Genomic DNA, 15,004 nt, shown 5'->3' with positions numbered 1-15,004 from the left:
ATCTCCGCCACCTTCTTCACCGTGCGCAGGAGGGCGTCGGGGTTGAGGCTTAGGGAGTCTATGCCCTTTTCCACCAGGAAGGCGGCGAACTCCGGGTAATCGGAGGGACCCTGGCCGCAGATCCCCACCTTCTTCCCCTTGGCGTGGGCTTTTTCCAAAAGCATGGCGCAGAGGGCCTTGACCGTCTCCCGCCTTTCGTCAAAGAGCCAGGCTACCCTTTCCGAATCCCGGTCCAGGCCCAAGGCCAGCTGGGTGAGGTCGTTGGAGCCGATGGAAAACCCGTCAAAGAGCTCGGCAAAGGCCTCGGCCTCGAGGATGTTGGAGGGAATCTCCGCCATCACGTAGACCTCCAGCCCCCCCTCTCCCCGCCTCAAGCCCCCTTCCGCCATCACCTCCAAGACCCTGGCCCCCTCCTCCGGGGTGCGGCAGAAGGGCACCATGACCATGAGGTTCTTCAAGCCCATCTCCTCCCGCACCTTCCTCACCGCCTGCACCTCGAGGAGAAAGCCCTCCTTGTAATCGGGATGGTAGTAGCGGCTGGCCCCCCGCCAGCCCAGCATGGGGTTTTCCTCCTTGGGCTCAAAGAGGTGCCCCCCGAGGAGGCGGGCGTACTCGTTGGTCTTGAAGTCGGAGAAGCGGAGGATTACGGGCCTGGGGTAGAAGGCGGCGGCGATGAGGCCAATGCCCTGGGCCAGGGTGTCCACGAAGTAGGCCCGCTTGTCCGGGTAGGCCTCCGTGAGCTCCTCCACCTGGCGCTGGACCTCCTCGGGCAGGGTTTCAAAGCGGGTTAAGGCCAAGGGGTGGATGCGCACGTGGCTGGCGAAGACGAACTCCATGCGCAAAAGCCCCACCCCATCCGTGGGTAGGAGGCTTACCCTGAGGGCCTCCTCCGGGGTGCCCACATTCACCATGATCCGGGTGCGGGTTTGGGGCAGGGTTTCGGGCCGGACCTCCTCCACCTCAAAGGGCAGGGCCCCCCGGTAGATGCGCCCCACCTCCCCCTCGGCGCAGGACACCGTGACCACCTCCCCCTCGGGGATGAGGCGGGTGGCCCCCAAGGCCCCCACCACCGCGGGCACCCCCAGCTCCCGGGCCACGATGGCGGCGTGGGAGGTGCGCCCGCCCCGCTCGGTGACGATGGCTGAGGCCCGCTTCATGATGGGCTCCCAGTCGGGGTTGGTGGTTTCCGTGACCAGGACCTCGCCTTCCTGGAAGCGATCCATCTCCTTGGGGTCTTGGAGCACCCGGGCCCTTCCCGTGGCGATGGCCTCGCCCACGGCCAGGCCTTCGGCCAGGACCTCCCCCCTTTGCAAAAGGCGGTAGATGCGGAGCACCGGGGCCTTTTGCGAGTGGACGGTTTCGGGGCGGGCCTGCAGGATGAAAAGCTCCCCCGTGGGCCCGTCCTTGGCCCACTCAATGTCCATGGGGGTGGGCGCTCCCCGCTTTTTGCTGTAATGCTCTTCAATCTTGAGGGACCAGTCGGCCAGGAGGAGGGCCTCGTGGTCGGAAAGGGCAAACTGCTTGCGAAGGTAGGGGGGAGTGGGGCGGTTTCTGAGGCGGCCTTCCCTGGGGTCAAGGGCCAGGGTAAGCTCCTTGGGGCCCAGCTTTTTGTGCACCAGGGCCCGGTAGCCCGCCTTCAGGGTTTCCTTGTGCACGTAGTAGGCGTCGGGCCCCACCCGCCCCTGGACGATGTTTTCCCCAAGGCCGTAGATGGCGGTGATGTAGACAAAGCCCCGGTGGCCGGTGTCGGGGTCCAGGGTGAAGATCACCCCGCTGGTGCCGGTATCGGCCCGCACCATGCGCTGCACCCCCACGGAAAGGGCCACCTTCAGGTGGTCAAAGCCCATGTGGGCCCGGTAGCTGATGGCCCGGGCGGTGAAGAGGCTGGCCATGGCCCGCTTCACGTGGAGAAGGAGGTCTTCTTCCCCTTGCACGTAGAGGTAGCTTTCCTGCTGCCCGGCGAAGCTGGCGGTGGGGAGGTCCTCGGCGGTGGCGCTGCTGCGCACGGCCACGGGGAGGGCCTCTTCCCCCGCCTCTTGGGAAAGCTGCCGGTAGGCCAGGCGGATCTCCTCCTCCAGGTCCTTCGGGTATACCCCCTTCAGGATCAGGTTCCGCAGGCGGCGGCTGGCCTTTTGCAAGGCCAGGGGGTCGTCGGGGTCTAGGTTCTTGAGCTCCTGGCGGATGGCCTCCTCGAGGCCATTGGCCTTGAGGAAGTACCCGTAGGCCTCGCTGGTGGTGGCAAACCCCCCGGGCACCTTTACCCCCAAGGGGGCAAGCTCCCGGATCATCTCCCCCAAGGAAGCGTTCTTGCCCCCCACCAAGGGGACGTCCTCGAGGCCCACCTCCTGGAAAAACCGTATCCAGCGCATACCCTTCCTCCTTTCTTAGGGAATGCCCCCCTTTTTGAGCAGCTGCTTTAGGATTTCCTCGGGGCTTTCCCCCTCGTAAAGGGCTTCTTCCGTGAGGAAAAGCCGGTGGGGAAGGGCCAAAAAGGCGGCGTCCTTAAGCTCCTTCCAGTCCACCAAGGGTTTTCCCCTCAGGTAGGCCAGGGCCCGGGCCAGGGCCAGCCAGGCCTTGGCCCCCCGGGGGGAGAGGCCCATGCGCAGGCGGCCATCCTCCCCGCTCAGGAAGGCCACGTGGGTGATGGCCTCCAGGGCCTCCTTGGCCACCCGCACCGCCTGGGCCTCCTTTTGCGCCTTTAGGAAGTCCACGGGCAGGGGTTCGGGAAGATGGGGTTCTTCCGTCAGAATCCTGAGCCACACCTCCCGCCTAGGGGGGCGGAAGGGGATTCGGGCGGTGAAGCGGTCCAGCTGGGCCTCCGGGAGGGGGTAGGTGCCCTCAAGCTCCAGGGGGTTTTGCGTGGCCACCACGAAGAAGGGCTCAGGGAGGGGGTAGCGTACCCCTCCTATGGTTACCGCCCGCTCCTGCATGGCCTCGAGGAGGGCCGACTGCACCTTGGGCGGGGCCCGGTTGATCTCGTCCGCCAGGACCACCTGGGCGAAGAGGGGTCCTTTGATGAACTCAAACCGTCCCTCGCGAAAAATCTCGCTGCCCGTGAGGTCCTGGGGGAGGAGGTCGGGGGTGAACTGGATGCGCTTGTAGCTGAGGCCGCTGGCCCGGGCGAAGCCCTCCGCCAAAAGGGTTTTCCCCAGGCCTGGCACCCCCTCCATGAGGGCGTGCCCCCGTCCCAGGAGGGTGGCGAGAAGGGCCTCAATCACCTCCTCCTGCCCGAAGAGGACTTGGCCAAGGGCTTTTTGGATGGCGGAAAGCTCTCCCTCCACCTGTCCCCCTACCCTTCCGCCGCCTTGCGCTCCTGGATCACCTTCTGGGCCAGGTGAGGGGGGACCTCGGCGTAGTGGCTGAACTCCAGGGTGTAGGCCCCAGCTCCCCCGGTGAGGCTGGGAAGGGCCTTATAGTATTCCAGCACCTCAGCCAAGGGGACCTCGGCCCTCACCGCCGCCAAGGCCCCCTCCTGCTCCATGCCCAGGATCCGCCCCCGCCTTGCCTGGAGGTCGGAGAGGATATCCCCCACCCGCTCCTGGGGGGCGATCACCTTGATCTGGTAGATGGGCTCCAGGAGTACCGGGCTGGCCTGCTCCATCACCTTTTTGAAGGCCATGCTGGCGGCGATCTGGAAGGCGAGGTCCGAGGAGTCCACCTCGTGGTAGGAGCCGTTATACACGATGGCCTTGAAGCCCATCACCGGATACCCCGCCAGAACCCCCTTCTTGGCGGCCTCGAGGATCCCCTCCTCAATGGCCTCCTGGTACTTGCTGGGGATCACCCCCCCGGTGATGCGCCACTCAAAGCTGTACTCGGGGGCGGGCTCCAGCCGGAGCCACACGTCCCCGTACTGGCCGTGGCCTCCGGTTTGCTTCTTGTACTTGCCCTGGCCCTCCGCCACCTTGCGGATGGTTTCCCGGTAGGGCACCTTGGGCACGGAGAACTCCACCTCCACCCCGTAGTCCGCCAGGCGCTCCTTGGCGGTGGTGAGGTGGAGCTCCCCATGCCCCCAAAGGAGGAGCTCCCCCGTCTCCTCCTGGCGCTCCAGCCTTAAGCTGGGGTCCTCCTCCAAAAGTTTTCTCAAGGCCTCCCCCAGCTTGGCCTCGTCGGTTTTGCCCTTGGGCCGGATGGCCACGGGCACGTTGGGCTCAGGTAAACGGGCGAAGGGCACGGCCTCGCTTTCCGGCCTTTCCCCTTGCCAAAGCACCATGCCCCGGTGGAGGGTTTCCGCCTTGGGAAGGCCCAGGATAAACCCCCCTTCCGCCTCTTCCACCTCCAGGAGGTCCTTGCCCATGGGCACATAGAGGTGGGGAAGGCGCACGGGGCCCGCCTCGCTGGAGAGGGTATCCCCCGGCTTTAGCCTTCCCCGGTAGAGGCGCAGGTAGGCCACCTGGCCCATGAAGGGGTCCACCTGCACCTTGAAGACCTTGGCCAGGGCAGGGCCCTGGCCAAAGCGCTCCTCCGGGGAGGGGAGGGCTTCCAGGACCAGGTCCAAAAGGGGTAGGACCCCGATGCCCTCCGTGCCCGAGGCCAGGGCCACGGGGTAGAGGAGGCCCTGGCGCACCGCCTCGTGGAAGGCCCTTTCCAGGGCCTCCCCGGTCACCTCCTCCCCTTCCAGGTACTTTTCCAGGAGGGCCTCGTCGGTTTCCACGATGGCCTCGAGGACCTCCTGGCGGAAGCGCTCCACCCGTTCCCGTTCCTCCTCGGGCACGGGCACCTCCACCTCCTGGCCGTTTTGGTACCGGTAGGCCTTGCCGTGAAACACGTCAATGAGACCCACCCAGCGCCCCCCGGCGAAGAGGGGCAGGTCAATGGGCAGGATGTGGCCTAAGGTGGCCCGGAGATCCTCCAAAAGGGCGTAGTAATCCCCCCCCTTGTCCAGCTTGGTGACCACCACCATGCGGGCGAGTCCCAGCCGCTCCGCCACGGTCCAGGCCCTTTCCGTGCCCACCTGGACTCCGTTTTCCGCGGAGACCAACACCATGGCGGCATCCGCGGCCTCCAAGGCCCCCCGTATCTCCCCCACGAAATCCCCGTAGCCGGGGGCGTCCAGGAGGAAGATGCGGTGGCCCTTGTACTGTAGGGGGGCTACCCCGGTGCGCACCGTGGTGCGGTGGAGTTTGGCCTCGGGGGTGTAGTCGGTGGTGGTGGTGCCGTCCTCCACCCGGCCCATGCGCTCCTTGGCCCCGGTTCGGAAAAGCAGGGCCTCGGTCAAGGTGGTCTTGCCGCTTCCCGCATGGCCCACCAGGGCCACGGTTCGGATGGGAGAGGTTCCTGGGATCATCTTCCCTCCTTCTTGGTGCCCATAGTATAGGCCTAAGGAGGGGGCGATTGTCCCAAGTGCTCTACGTGCCCAGGAGGCTTCTGGAGGAAACCCGCACCCACCTGGATAAGGAGGTGCCCAGGGAGGGGGTGGGGCTTTGGGCGGGCAGGCGGGAGGTGGAACGGGTCATCCCCTTGCCCAACGTCCACCCTGAGCCCTTGACGGGGTATTTGGCGGAACCCCTGGCCCTGCTTCGGGCCTTGAAGGAGTTGGAAAGGGAGGGCCTTAGCCTTCTGGCCATCTACCACTCCCACCCCAAAGGGCCTGCCCTTCCCAGCCCCACCGACATTCGCGAGGCCCGCTGGCGGGTGCCCTACGTGATCTTCGGCACCGATGGGGTCAGGGCCTTCCTCCTTCCGGAGGGTAGGGAGGTGCCCCTAAGCCTCCTCCCTTAACCCCCGTAGAACCAGCCCGTGTCCCACAGGATGAGGGGCTTGGCCTCCTCCCTCACCCCAGCCTCCACCACCTCGGCCACCACCAGGCTGTGGTCCCCGCCCTCCAGGAGGTGGCGCACCTCGGCCTCGAGCCAGTAGGGAAGCTCGGTGAGGAGGGGAAGGCCAAAGGTGGGGGAGGGTTCAAAGGGATGGCCGTTTAGGGAGTTCCCCTCCCGCACCGTGGGCTTGAAGAAGTCCTGGGCGATCCCTTTCTGGTGGTGGGCCAGGGTCATGAGGGCCAGCTTCCCCGTGCGCGCAATAAGCTCGTGCAGGCGGCTATCCCGCTTCACCCCCAGGGCGATGAGGGGTGGGGTGAAGGAGGCCTGGGTCACCCAGTTCACGGTGCCGGCGGCGTAGTCCTCCCCGTCCTTGGCCGTGAGGATGTAAAGGCCATAGGTGAAGCTGCGCAGGACTTTCTTCTTGGCCTCGAGGTCCATGCCCCCTATTTTAGCGGCCCAGGAGGGTCTGGATCAGGGCCTCGTGGATCTCGCCGTTGGTGGCCACGATGTAGCGGTGTCCCAGGCGGTAGGGCCGGCCTTCCAGGTCCGTCACCTTGCCCCCTGCCTCCTCCACGATGAGCCAGCCCGCCGCCACGTCCCAAGGGTTTAGCTTCACCTCCCAGAATCCTTCCAGCCTCCCAGCGGCCACATAGACCAGGTCCAAAGCCGCCGCCCCAGGCCGGCGCACCAGAAGCCCTTGGGAGAGGGCCCGGTGGAAGTAGGTGAGGTTTTCCGGGTCCTTGGCCACATCGTAAGGGAAGCCGGTGGCCAGGAGGCTTCCCAAAAGCTCCTTGCGCTTTGTGACCCGGATGGGCCTCCCGTTTAGGAAAGCGCCTTCTCCCCGCACCGCATAAAAGGCCTCGTCCCGGCTGGTGTCCAGCACCACGCCCACCTGGATCTTCCCCTCCACCTCGAGGGCGATGGAAACCCCATAGAAAGGGAAGCCATGGGCGTAGTTCACCGTGCCGTCCAAAGGGTCCACGATGAAGCGGAGGGCCTTTCCTCCCTCGCTTCCCCCTTCCTCCCCCAAAAAGCCCGCCTCGGGGAAGTGGGAGAGGAGAAGGTCTTTAATGGCCTCCTCCGACTCATGGTCCGCCTGGGTCACCAGGTCCGTGGGTCCGGACTTGGTGCCGTGGGTGAAGCCCTTTTCCAAGTAGTAGGCGTGGATGCCCTTGGCCAGGTGGGCGGCCTCCAGCATGGCGGCCAGAAAGGGGTAGTAGGGGTGGTTCCTGCCGATCACCCCTCCATCATACGGGGCCGTACCCACCAAGGCGCCTGGCCTTGGCAAAAAGCGCCCGTAACTTCTCCTCGTCCTTTACCCCGGGGGCCCGTTCCACCCCGCTGGCGAGGTCCAGGGCGTAGGGCCTTAACGCCAGAACCTCCTCCAGGTTTTCCGGGGTGATGCCCCCGGCCAGGATTACCCGCTTCCCGGTTTGCAAAAGGGGCCGGGCCCAGTCCCTTGGGTAGGCCTGGCCGCTTCCCGGGGCCTTGCCGTCCAGAAGGAGGGCGCTGGCGGGGTAGTCCTTCCAGGCGGGGTCTGCGGGGCCGGTGAGGGAAAAGGCTTTGATGACGGGGTAGTGCTGGCCGATGGCCTCCGCCCACTCCGGAGGCTCTTGGCCATGGAGCTGGACCACCTGGAGCCCTGCCCTTTCCATGAGGGAAAGCACCTCCTCCGGCTCCTGATCTTGAAACACCCCCACCCGCACCACCAAGGGCCCCAGGGCCTGGGAGAGGCTGCGGGCGGCCTCCGGGGTAAGCCGCCTCTTGGAGGCGGGGGCGAAGACAAAGCCTAGGGCATAGGCCCCTAAGGCCTCGGCCAAAAGGGCGTCTTGGGTCCGGGTGATGCCGCAGATCTTGATGCGGATCAAGGCAGAATCTCCCTGACGGCAAAGAAAACCTGGGGGAAGGCCAAGGGGGCAAGGGCCTCCTCAGGCCTAGGCTTTCCCACCCCCGGACAAGCCCCTTCTAGGGGCTTCCGGTAGGCCTTCTCCTGGTTTTCCTCCAGGTTCACCAGCCAGACTTCGGGAACCCCGGTTCGGACGTAAAGGGGGAGCTTCACCTGGCGATCGTAGGCCAAGGAGGCCTCGGCCATCTCTCCAGGAAGGAGGAGGTCCTCGAGGCTAGGGTGGTCCTGGGCGTAGAAGTCGGGGCGCGCCTCCAGGAGGACCAGGTCCGGCGGGGGCTCGGAAAGGGAGGAAAGCCTTAGGGGGTCCTGGACCCCCACCAAGGCCTGCTCCCCCAGGGCTTGGTGGAAGGGGGCGTTGGGCGTTTTGACCAGGGCCGGATGCCGGCTTCCTGTGGGGCTCATTTCCCTCATGGAGCCCGTGATGGGCTCCACCCTTTCCCCCTGCGGGATTACCCCGGCCTCCAGGAGGCGGTGGTCCTCCTCCCGGGTGAAGCGCCGGGGCTGGACCATGCCCTTAGTCTAAGGCCCCACCGGCCTAACCGGTGAGGCCAGGTATCCTAGGCCCCTAACCGCACTTGGAGTAACCGCAGGCTTGGCACTTGAAGCACCCTTCCTCCCGTACCAAGGCCTTTTCCCCGCAAGAAGGGCAGGTGATGGCCCCCGCCAGGGCCAAGCCCCCTCCCGAAAGGGAGGGAACGGGCTCGAGGGAAGCCCCTTTGGAGTAGGCCTCCCCCTTTAGGACCTCGGGGACCGTTTCCAGGGCCACGGCGATCAGGTCCGCCTTGCTGGAGACCAGCCTCCCCTGGTAGGTGCCATAGAGCCCGCCGTTGATCCCTCTCAGGGTGCGCACGATGGCCTCCGGGGGTACCCCGTACTGGAGGGCGATGGAGACCACCCGGCCCAGGGCCTCGGAATCGGCGTTGGCCTCGTCCCCCGCCTTGCCCGAGGTGAGGATGACCTCAATGGGCCGGCCTTCCCACATGTTCACCGTGACCAAAAAGCTCCGCTTGCCCCCATCGGGGGAGAGGAGCTTGACCATATCGGTGAAGCCCATGAGCCTCCCCGGGCGCTCGTAGACGGGAGCCCCTTGGGACCGCATATGGTCTGCGCCCGTGACGGAGGGAACCGGGTCGGGTATGGTCTGTGGGTCGGGGACGGAGGTAGCCCCCTTGGGGCTGGCCTTGTCCTCCTTCTTTTCCGTCTGAGTTTCCTTCTTCACCGTCAGCACCTGGAACTCCCTAGACCCGTCCCGGTAGACGGTGATGCCCTTGCACCCCGTGCGGTAGGCCTCCAGGTAGGCTTCCTCCACCTCTTCCACGGTGGCGTGGCCCGGCAGGTTGATCGTCTTGGAGAGGGAGTTGCCCGCATACCCTTCGGCGTCAAAGGCCCTTTGGATGGCCCCCTGCATGCGCACGTGGTCCAGGGGCGGGATGTCGTGGGCGCACTGGAAGACCTGGCGGATGGGTTCGGGGACGAAGGGAAGCCCTTGCACCGAGCCGTGGCCGTCCTCCTGGATGGCGGCGATGATCCTCTCCCAGTCCCACTTCCCCTCCTTCTCGTACTCGGGATGGGGCGGGTAGGCCTCCATGAGCTCCACGAAGAGGGGGTGGAGGAGGGGCTTGTACTCCCCGCCGATCCTGCGCCACACGAAGGGGCTGAAGACGGGCTCAATGCCGCTAGAAACTCCCATGAGCATGCTGGTGGTGCCCGTGGGGGCCACGGTGAGGAGGGCCACGTTGCGCCTGGGCCTAACCCCTAAGGCCTGGAAGTATTCCCGGTGCTCCTCGTAGAGGGGGAAGGGGCCCCTCTCCTGGGCCAGGGCCTCCGAGGCCTTGATGGCCTCCTCCCGCATGGCCGAGGCGATGGCGTAGGCCTTTTCCCTGGCGGCTTCCGAAGCGTAAGGGAGGCCCATCTTGATGAGGGCATCCGCCAGGCCCATAAGCCCCAGGCCTAGCCGGCGGAGCTTTCTCGCCGCCTCTTCGTTGTCGGGGAGGGCGTACTGGTTCACGTCCAGGACGTTGTCCAGGAAGCGGATGGCGGTGTGCACGTCATGGCGGAACTCCTCCATCTGGAACTCCCCGCCCTTCACGTAGGCGGCCAGGTTCAAGGCTCCCAGGTTGCAGGACTCGCCCACCGTGAGGGGGATTTCCCCGCAGGGGTTAGTGGAACGGATCTGGTACTTGGGCCCAAGCCCTTTTAGGGCCGAGAGCTCGTTGATGCGGTCAACGAAGATGAGCCCTGGCTCTCCCGTGGCCCAGGCGTGCCAGGCGATCTCGTGCCAAAGCCAGCGGGCCGGGACCTTGCCCCCGAAGAGGGGGATGGGCTTGGCCCCATCCTCCCGTTCCGGCAGGCTGGGGATATGGCCCGTGTAGCCCCCCTCCACGGGGTAGGGGTAGTACTTGCCCGGCACCTCAATGGGGGTTACGGGCCAGAGGGTATCCCCCTCTACTGCCCGGATGAAGGCCTCCGTGGCCAGGATGGAGATGTTGAAGGTGGAGATGTCCCCTTCCGCCTTCTCCCGGTCCAGGTCTTTGGCGGTGAGGAAGTCCAGGAGGTCAGGGTGCTCAATGGAGAGGGTGGCCATGCCCGCGCCGCGGCGGGTGCCGCCCTGCCTCACCACCCGCAGCACTGGGGCGTATACATACCTCAAGGTGGCCACGGGGCCCGCATTCTCCCCACCCAAGGCGGCCCACTCCAGGAAGTTATCAAAGATCTCCACCAGGAAGCTGACGGGGCCGGAGCTGGTCCCTCCCGAACCACGGATGGGGGCTCCCTCGGGCCGCAAGGAGGAGAAGTCCACATGGGGCGTCAGGCCTTTGAGGGCCAAGGCGGTGGCCTCCTTGGCTGCCTCTACAATCCCCCCCATGTCGTCGGGCACCCGGATGGCCTCCGGAGGGGGTGCCTTGAGGATGCCCACCCCGTAGCGCTCCGCCAGGGACCTAAGCTCGGGGGAAACCTCCCCGTAAACGGCCCTTTTGAAGTTCTTTAGGGCGATCTCCTCCTTTTCCCCTTCTGGGTTGGTGGGGGGGCGCATGAGGCCCCGGATGAAGTCGGCCACATCGGGATGGCTAGCGGAGAGGTAGGCCATCCCTTGCACCGTCCGGCGCTTGCGGTTCCCCTTGGAGCGGTAAGGATCCAGGTTGACCCCATTGCCCCCGCCCACCTTGGTGACCAGGGCCAGTTTCTTGGCCACCTCCATGATGCCTTCAAAGCTTTCTGGCGGGTTCTCCGTGGCCCCTTGCACGAAGCAGTTCAGCAGGTTGCCGTGGGCGGTACCGGCCCCCGCCAGGATGCGCCCACCGGGGGAGAAGCGCTTGGAAGCCATGAGGTGGTAAAACTTCTCCTCCCAGAAGGCGCGCTCTTCCGGCTTCTCGGGCTTGGCCACTTCCCGGGCCACCCGGCGGAACATGCCCAGGATGTCCCCATCCCCTTCTTGCAGATACTGGCGTTTGGCGATGGCCTGTGCGTGCTCATCAAACAAATGCTCCATAAATCCTCCCTGAGTACTTGAGTGGACAAGACCGCTGCCCCCAAGGGCTTTCCCCTATATCTTGGGGCAGGCGGAGGTGATGCTACAACCCCTGGGGTTTTCACCGCAAGTGGGGGGGATCACACTCTGCCCCCGCTTGTTGACTTGGTCCCCTTAGCCTACCAGAATGGAAAGGATGCGCGCGGCCTTCCGCACCCTGGGGTGCAAGGTGAACCAGGTGGAGACCGAGGCCCTTTTGGGTTTCCTTAAGGCCTTGGAGCCGGAGGTGGTTCCCCTCGAGGCGGGGGCCGACCTGGTGGTCATCAACACCTGCGCCGTGACCACCACCGCCGAGGCCGACGCCCGCAAGGAGATCCGCCGGGCCAGGAGGGCTAATCCCAAGGCCTTCATCGTGGTCACGGGATGCTATGCCGAGCTGGCTCCTGAGGAGGTGCGGGAACTGGGTGCCGACGCCGTGGTGCCCAACACCCGCAAGGCGGAGCTTCCCAAGGTGATCCTGGAGCACTTTGGCCTCCCCGCGGACCCCATCACCACCCCCCCCAACGAGTTCTGGGGGGCGGGGGAAAGGGGGCTTTTGAATAGTCGGGTGCGGGCCTTTTTGAAGGTGCAGGATGGCTGCCAGGTGGGCTGCGCCTACTGCATCATCCCCCGCCTCCGGGGCAAGGAGCGGCACCGGGATTACCGGGAGGCCCTAGGGGAGGCGGAGGTGCTTCTCCGCATGGGCATCAAGGAAATCGTGCTCACGGGGGTGCGGCTGGGAAGCTACCGGGGCCATCCCAAGGGCCTTGCGGGGTTGGTGGAGGACCTCCACCACCTGGGGGCAAGGGTGCGGCTTTCCTCCATTGAGCCCGAGGACGTGGGGGAGGATCTCCTTGGGGTCATGGCCCGCTATGCCCCCAAGGTGCGGCCCCACTTGCACCTTTCCCTGCAGACGGGTTCGGACCGCCTCCTAAGGCTTATGGGCCGCCGCTACGACAAGGCCTACTACCGCCACCTGGTGGAAAGGGCCTATGAGCTCATCCCCGGCTTTGCCCTCACCACGGATGTCATCGCTGGGTTGCCCACGGAGACCGAGGAGGAGCACCGAGAAACCCTGGCCTTTTTAGAGGAGCTTAGGCCCACCCGGGTCCACGCCTTCACCTACACCCCCAGGCCCAAGACCCGGGCGGCCTCCATGCCCCAGGTGCCCCCGGAGGTGCGCAAGCGGCGCACCAAGGAGATCATCGCCTTGGCCCAGCGCCTGGCGGAGGAGCGCATAAGGCCCAAGCTGGGAAGCCAGGTGGAGGTTTTGGTGGAGAGGGTCCAGGGCGGTTTGGCCTTGGGCCACACCCCGGACTATTACGAGGCCCGGCTTTCCGGGCCTGCCCGGCCCGGGGACACGGTTTTGGCCCGGGTGGAGGGGGCGGAGGGGTACACCCTTTTGGGCCGGGTGGAGGCGGTAGTGGAAGGCCACCCGCTTCCTGTGGAGCTTCCCTTAAGGTAGACTTTTCCCATGGAGTGCGTGTTCTGCCGCATCATCGCCGGAGAGCTTCCTTCCCGGAAGGTCTACGAGGATGCGGGCTTTGTGGCCTTCCACGACATAAGGCCTAAGGCCCCGGTGCATGTTTTGGTGGTGCCCAAGGAGCACATCGCGAAGCTTTCCGACTACCCCGACACGGAGGAGGGGGAGAGGAAGCTCGGGGCCCTTTTCCGCACCGCCAACCGGGTGGCGCGGTCCTTGGGGCTAGAGGGCTACAAGGTCCAGGTGCACGTGGGGGAGAAGGGGGGGCAGGAGGTCTTTCACGTGCACGTCCACGTCATGGGGAGCCCTTCCTAAGGACAAAGCGATCCAGCACCCGGCCGCTGGGGTCCAAGGCCAAGCCCACCAGGGTTTCCCCTTCCGCCTCCAGGAAGAGGGCATGGTGGGCTACCGCCAGGGCCTGGGTGTAGGGGGAAGGGGGTTTGGTGGGGTAAAGGCTGGCTCCCCCTCCTCCCACCACCAGGTGGGTGGTGGGGCCCACCTGGAGGCGTTCATAGTGGTGGTCGTGGCCCGCCAGGACCAGGGGTATACGGTGCTGGCGTAAGAGAGGCTCGAGGAGGCTTCGTAGGCTCGGGCTCCCCCCGTGTAGCCCCGAGGAGTACAGGGGACGGTGGAGGATCAGCACCGTCCAAGCAGCTTGGCTGTGGCTAAGGGCCTGGGCTAGCCAGGCCCGCTGGGCCCTGAGGTTTCCTTCCGTGTAGAGGACCAGGAACTCTATTGCTCCCAGGCGCACCTGGTAGTAGGGCCGTTCCAGGTGGAAGCGCCGGAGTTGCTCCTCCAGGTGGGGAGCGTCATGGTTGCCAAAGGCGGGGTAGAGGGGCACGGGGGGAAGCTCCCGGAGAAAGCCCTCCACCACCTGCCCCCGGGGGTAGAAATTGTCCCCCACGGTAAGAAGGGCAGCGAGGGGCTTGCGGGCATGCTCCGCCCGAAAGAGCCGGGCCACCTGCAGGCGGCCGGGGGTGTCCTGGCCCCAATCCCCTATGACCGCCAGGCGCTGGCCCAAGGCCAGCCCCAGGAAAAGGAGGAGGAGAAGGGCCCTTTGCACTAGGCTTCCGCTGCTCCGTGGGGCTTTAGGCTAGCCTCCTCCACCCCGGCTTTTTCCACCACCTCCTCCGCCACCAGGATGGGGGCCCCAGCCCTTAAGGCCAGGGCCATGGCGTCGGAGGGCCTGGCGTCCACCTCCAGCTCAATGCCCCGGTGCTCCAGGATGAGGCGAGCGTAGAAGGTTCCGTCTCGCAGGTCAATGATTTCCACGCGAAGAAGTTTTCCCTGGAGCATTTCCATCACGGACAGCAGAAGGTCTGGGGTTAAGGGGCGGGGGGGCTTTTCCCCTTGCAGGGCCACCACGATGTGGTGGGCCTCGAGGGGACCGATGACGATGGGAAGGAGTTTGTCGTTCTCCGTCCTGAGCAGAACCACCACGCTCCCGTTCTGGGGGTCCACGCCCAGGGTTTCAATCTTGGCGCTTAGCATACCTAGAGTATAGACTAGCGGCGTGAGGACCTACCCTGTGGAGATCGCTGGGGTTCGGCGCGAGCTTCCCATCGTTCAGGTGGGCCCGGATGTGGCGGTGGCCCTTTTGAACCTTCTGGGGGACACCGAGCTCACCGAGGCCGCCGCCGAGGAGCTGGCCAAGCACCTTCCCCCCGAGGCGGAAACCCTGGTTACCCCGGAGGTCAAGGCGGTGCCCTTGGCCCACGCCCTTTCCCGGATTACCAAGAGGCCCTACGTGGTAGCCCGGAAGACGGAAAAGCCCTACATGATCAACCCCGTGAGCCGTCAGGTGCTTTCCATCACCACGGGCAAGCCGCAGCTTTTGGTGCTGGATGGGGCGGACATCCCCCTCATCCGGGGGCGGAAGGTGGCCATTGTGGACGACGTGGTGTCCACAGGGTCCACCCTTTCCGGTCTTAGGGAACTCATTGAGAGCGTGGGGGGCCAGGTGGTGGCGGTTCTGGCGGTCTTCACCGAGGGTACGCCCCGCCAGGATGTCATCGCCTTGGGTCATCTGCCTCTCTTTCGGCCGGAATAGGAGGTTCTATGGAAACTTATCCCATTGCCATCGGTGGTGTTACCCGGCATGTGCCCCTCATCGAGCCCTTACCAGGACGGCGCATCCCCCTGGTGGAGTTTTTGGGGGACCCTGAGCTGGTGCGGGCGGCGGCCCAGGCCTTAAAGCCTTTGGTGCCTGCGGGCACGGAGGTGCTTTTTACCACGGAAACCAGCCCCATTCCCCTCACCCATGTGCTGGCGGAGGAGATGGGCCTGCCCTATGTGGTGGCCAGAAGGCGCCGCCGCCCCTATATGGAGGATCCCATCATCCAGGAGGT

Annotated in this window: 14 protein-coding genes and 1 pseudogene; 5 read left to right on the top strand and 10 right to left on the bottom strand. The window is 65.7% G+C overall.

Annotation, left to right across the window (positions count from 1 at the left end; genetic code table 11):
- From ppsA to Q0693_RS03290, 3 genes are all read right to left on the bottom strand, one after another.
- The coding region (gene ppsA / locus Q0693_RS03300; RefSeq protein ID WP_298629183.1) for a phosphoenolpyruvate synthase at window positions 1-2,369 on the bottom strand (2,369 nt) is incomplete at its 3' end.
- Window positions 2,370-2,384: 15 nt separating this feature from the next.
- The gene (locus Q0693_RS03295; RefSeq protein ID WP_243030218.1) at window positions 2,385-3,281 is read right to left on the bottom strand and encodes an AAA family ATPase; all 897 of its coding nucleotides are present in this window, start codon (window positions 3,279-3,281) and stop codon (window positions 2,385-2,387) included.
- An 8-nt stretch (window positions 3,282-3,289) separates the two neighbouring features.
- Window positions 3,290-5,287 carry an elongation factor G gene (locus Q0693_RS03290; RefSeq protein WP_243030219.1) on the bottom strand — a complete coding sequence of 666 codons (1,998 nt, stop codon included), beginning with the start codon at window positions 5,285-5,287 and terminating at the stop codon, window positions 3,290-3,292.
- A gap of 47 nt (window positions 5,288-5,334) precedes the next feature.
- Here Q0693_RS03290 and Q0693_RS03285 point away from each other — a divergent pair, with 47 nt between their 5' ends.
- Window positions 5,335-5,721, top strand: coding sequence for a M67 family metallopeptidase (locus Q0693_RS03285; RefSeq protein WP_243030220.1), 387 nt, complete (start codon window positions 5,335-5,337; stop codon window positions 5,719-5,721).
- Here Q0693_RS03285 and Q0693_RS03280 read toward each other — a convergent pair.
- Genes Q0693_RS03280 through Q0693_RS03260 form a run of 5 tightly spaced genes read right to left on the bottom strand, consistent with a single transcriptional unit; the run spans window position 5,718 to window position 11,155 of the window.
- Complete coding sequence (locus Q0693_RS03280) at window positions 5,718-6,197, bottom strand: flavin reductase family protein (RefSeq protein WP_243030221.1); 480 nt, start codon at window positions 6,195-6,197, stop codon at window positions 5,718-5,720. The genes Q0693_RS03285 and Q0693_RS03280 overlap by 4 nt on opposite strands.
- A 10-nt stretch (window positions 6,198-6,207) precedes the next feature.
- Window positions 6,208-6,999 carry an inositol monophosphatase family protein gene (locus Q0693_RS03275; protein WP_243030222.1) on the bottom strand — a complete coding sequence of 264 codons (792 nt, stop codon included), beginning with the start codon at window positions 6,997-6,999 and terminating at the stop codon, window positions 6,208-6,210.
- 7 nt (window positions 7,000-7,006) lie between these two features.
- Window positions 7,007-7,624, bottom strand: a complete 618-nt coding sequence (locus Q0693_RS03270; protein ID WP_243030282.1) for a phosphoribosylanthranilate isomerase — start codon at window positions 7,622-7,624, stop codon at window positions 7,007-7,009.
- Window positions 7,624-8,175, bottom strand: coding sequence for a Uma2 family endonuclease (locus Q0693_RS03265; protein ID WP_298629178.1), 552 nt, complete (start codon window positions 8,173-8,175; stop codon window positions 7,624-7,626). The genes Q0693_RS03270 and Q0693_RS03265 overlap by 1 nt, the downstream gene beginning before the upstream one ends.
- A gap of 55 nt (window positions 8,176-8,230) precedes the next feature.
- Window positions 8,231-11,155, bottom strand: coding sequence for an adenosylcobalamin-dependent ribonucleoside-diphosphate reductase (locus Q0693_RS03260; protein ID WP_298629176.1), 2,925 nt, complete (start codon window positions 11,153-11,155; stop codon window positions 8,231-8,233).
- Between the two features lie 175 nt (window positions 11,156-11,330).
- Here Q0693_RS03260 and Q0693_RS03255 point away from each other — a divergent pair, with 175 nt between their 5' ends.
- Window positions 11,331-12,638 carry a MiaB/RimO family radical SAM methylthiotransferase gene (locus tag Q0693_RS03255; protein ID WP_298629185.1) on the top strand — a complete coding sequence of 436 codons (1,308 nt, stop codon included), beginning with the start codon at window positions 11,331-11,333 and terminating at the stop codon, window positions 12,636-12,638.
- Between the two features lie 9 nt (window positions 12,639-12,647).
- Window positions 12,648-12,971: a histidine triad nucleotide-binding protein gene (locus tag Q0693_RS03250; RefSeq protein WP_243030225.1), complete on the top strand. Its 324-nt coding sequence runs from the start codon at window positions 12,648-12,650 to the stop codon at window positions 12,969-12,971.
- Here the strand turns inward: Q0693_RS03250 and Q0693_RS03245 are convergent.
- Together Q0693_RS03245 and Q0693_RS03240 are read right to left on the bottom strand one after the other, a co-directional pair.
- Entirely contained in the window at window positions 12,952-13,719 is a 768-nt protein-coding gene (locus Q0693_RS03245; protein ID WP_298629173.1) for a metallophosphoesterase, read from the bottom strand. The two genes, Q0693_RS03250 and Q0693_RS03245, sit on opposite strands and share 20 nt — an antisense overlap.
- Entirely contained in the window at window positions 13,719-14,147 is a 429-nt protein-coding gene (locus Q0693_RS03240; protein WP_038058217.1) for a bifunctional nuclease family protein, read from the bottom strand. Before Q0693_RS03240 ends, Q0693_RS03245 begins: the two co-directional genes overlap by 1 nt.
- Before the next feature lie 22 nt (window positions 14,148-14,169).
- Here Q0693_RS03240 and Q0693_RS03235 point away from each other — a divergent pair, with 22 nt between their 5' ends.
- Window positions 14,170-14,706 (top strand): phosphoribosyltransferase family protein, encoded by a 537-nt coding sequence (locus Q0693_RS03235; protein ID WP_243030227.1) that lies wholly within the window; start codon window positions 14,170-14,172, stop codon window positions 14,704-14,706.
- 8 nt (window positions 14,707-14,714) lie between these two features.
- A pseudogene (locus tag Q0693_RS03230) lies at window positions 14,715-15,004 on the top strand (adenine phosphoribosyltransferase); the annotation flags it as partial.

The organism is uncultured Thermus sp., from assembly GCF_938010445.1.
GTDB classification, from domain to species: domain Bacteria; phylum Deinococcota; class Deinococci; order Deinococcales; family Thermaceae; genus Thermus; species Thermus altitudinis.
This window is presented reverse-complemented; position numbering and strand designations above follow the sequence as displayed.

Bases quoted from the DNA above. Each gene is read 5' to 3' on its own strand.
- Q0693_RS03290 (WP_243030219.1), bottom strand. From the start codon at position 5,287: ATGATCCCAGGAACCTCTCCCATCCGAACCGTGGCCCTGGTGGGCCAT.
- Q0693_RS03280 (WP_243030221.1), bottom strand. From the start codon at position 6,197: ATGGACCTCGAGGCCAAGAAGAAAGTCCTGCGCAGCTTCACCTATGGC.
- Q0693_RS03265 (WP_298629178.1), bottom strand. From the start codon at position 8,175: ATGGTCCAGCCCCGGCGCTTCACCCGGGAGGAGGACCACCGCCTCCTG.
- Q0693_RS03260 (WP_298629176.1), bottom strand. From the start codon at position 11,155: ATGGAGCATTTGTTTGATGAGCACGCACAGGCCATCGCCAAACGCCAG.
- Q0693_RS03255 (WP_298629185.1), top strand. From the start codon at position 11,331: ATGCGCGCGGCCTTCCGCACCCTGGGGTGCAAGGTGAACCAGGTGGAG.
- Q0693_RS03250 (WP_243030225.1), top strand. From the start codon at position 12,648: ATGGAGTGCGTGTTCTGCCGCATCATCGCCGGAGAGCTTCCTTCCCGG.
- Q0693_RS03240 (WP_038058217.1), bottom strand. From the start codon at position 14,147: ATGCTAAGCGCCAAGATTGAAACCCTGGGCGTGGACCCCCAGAACGGG.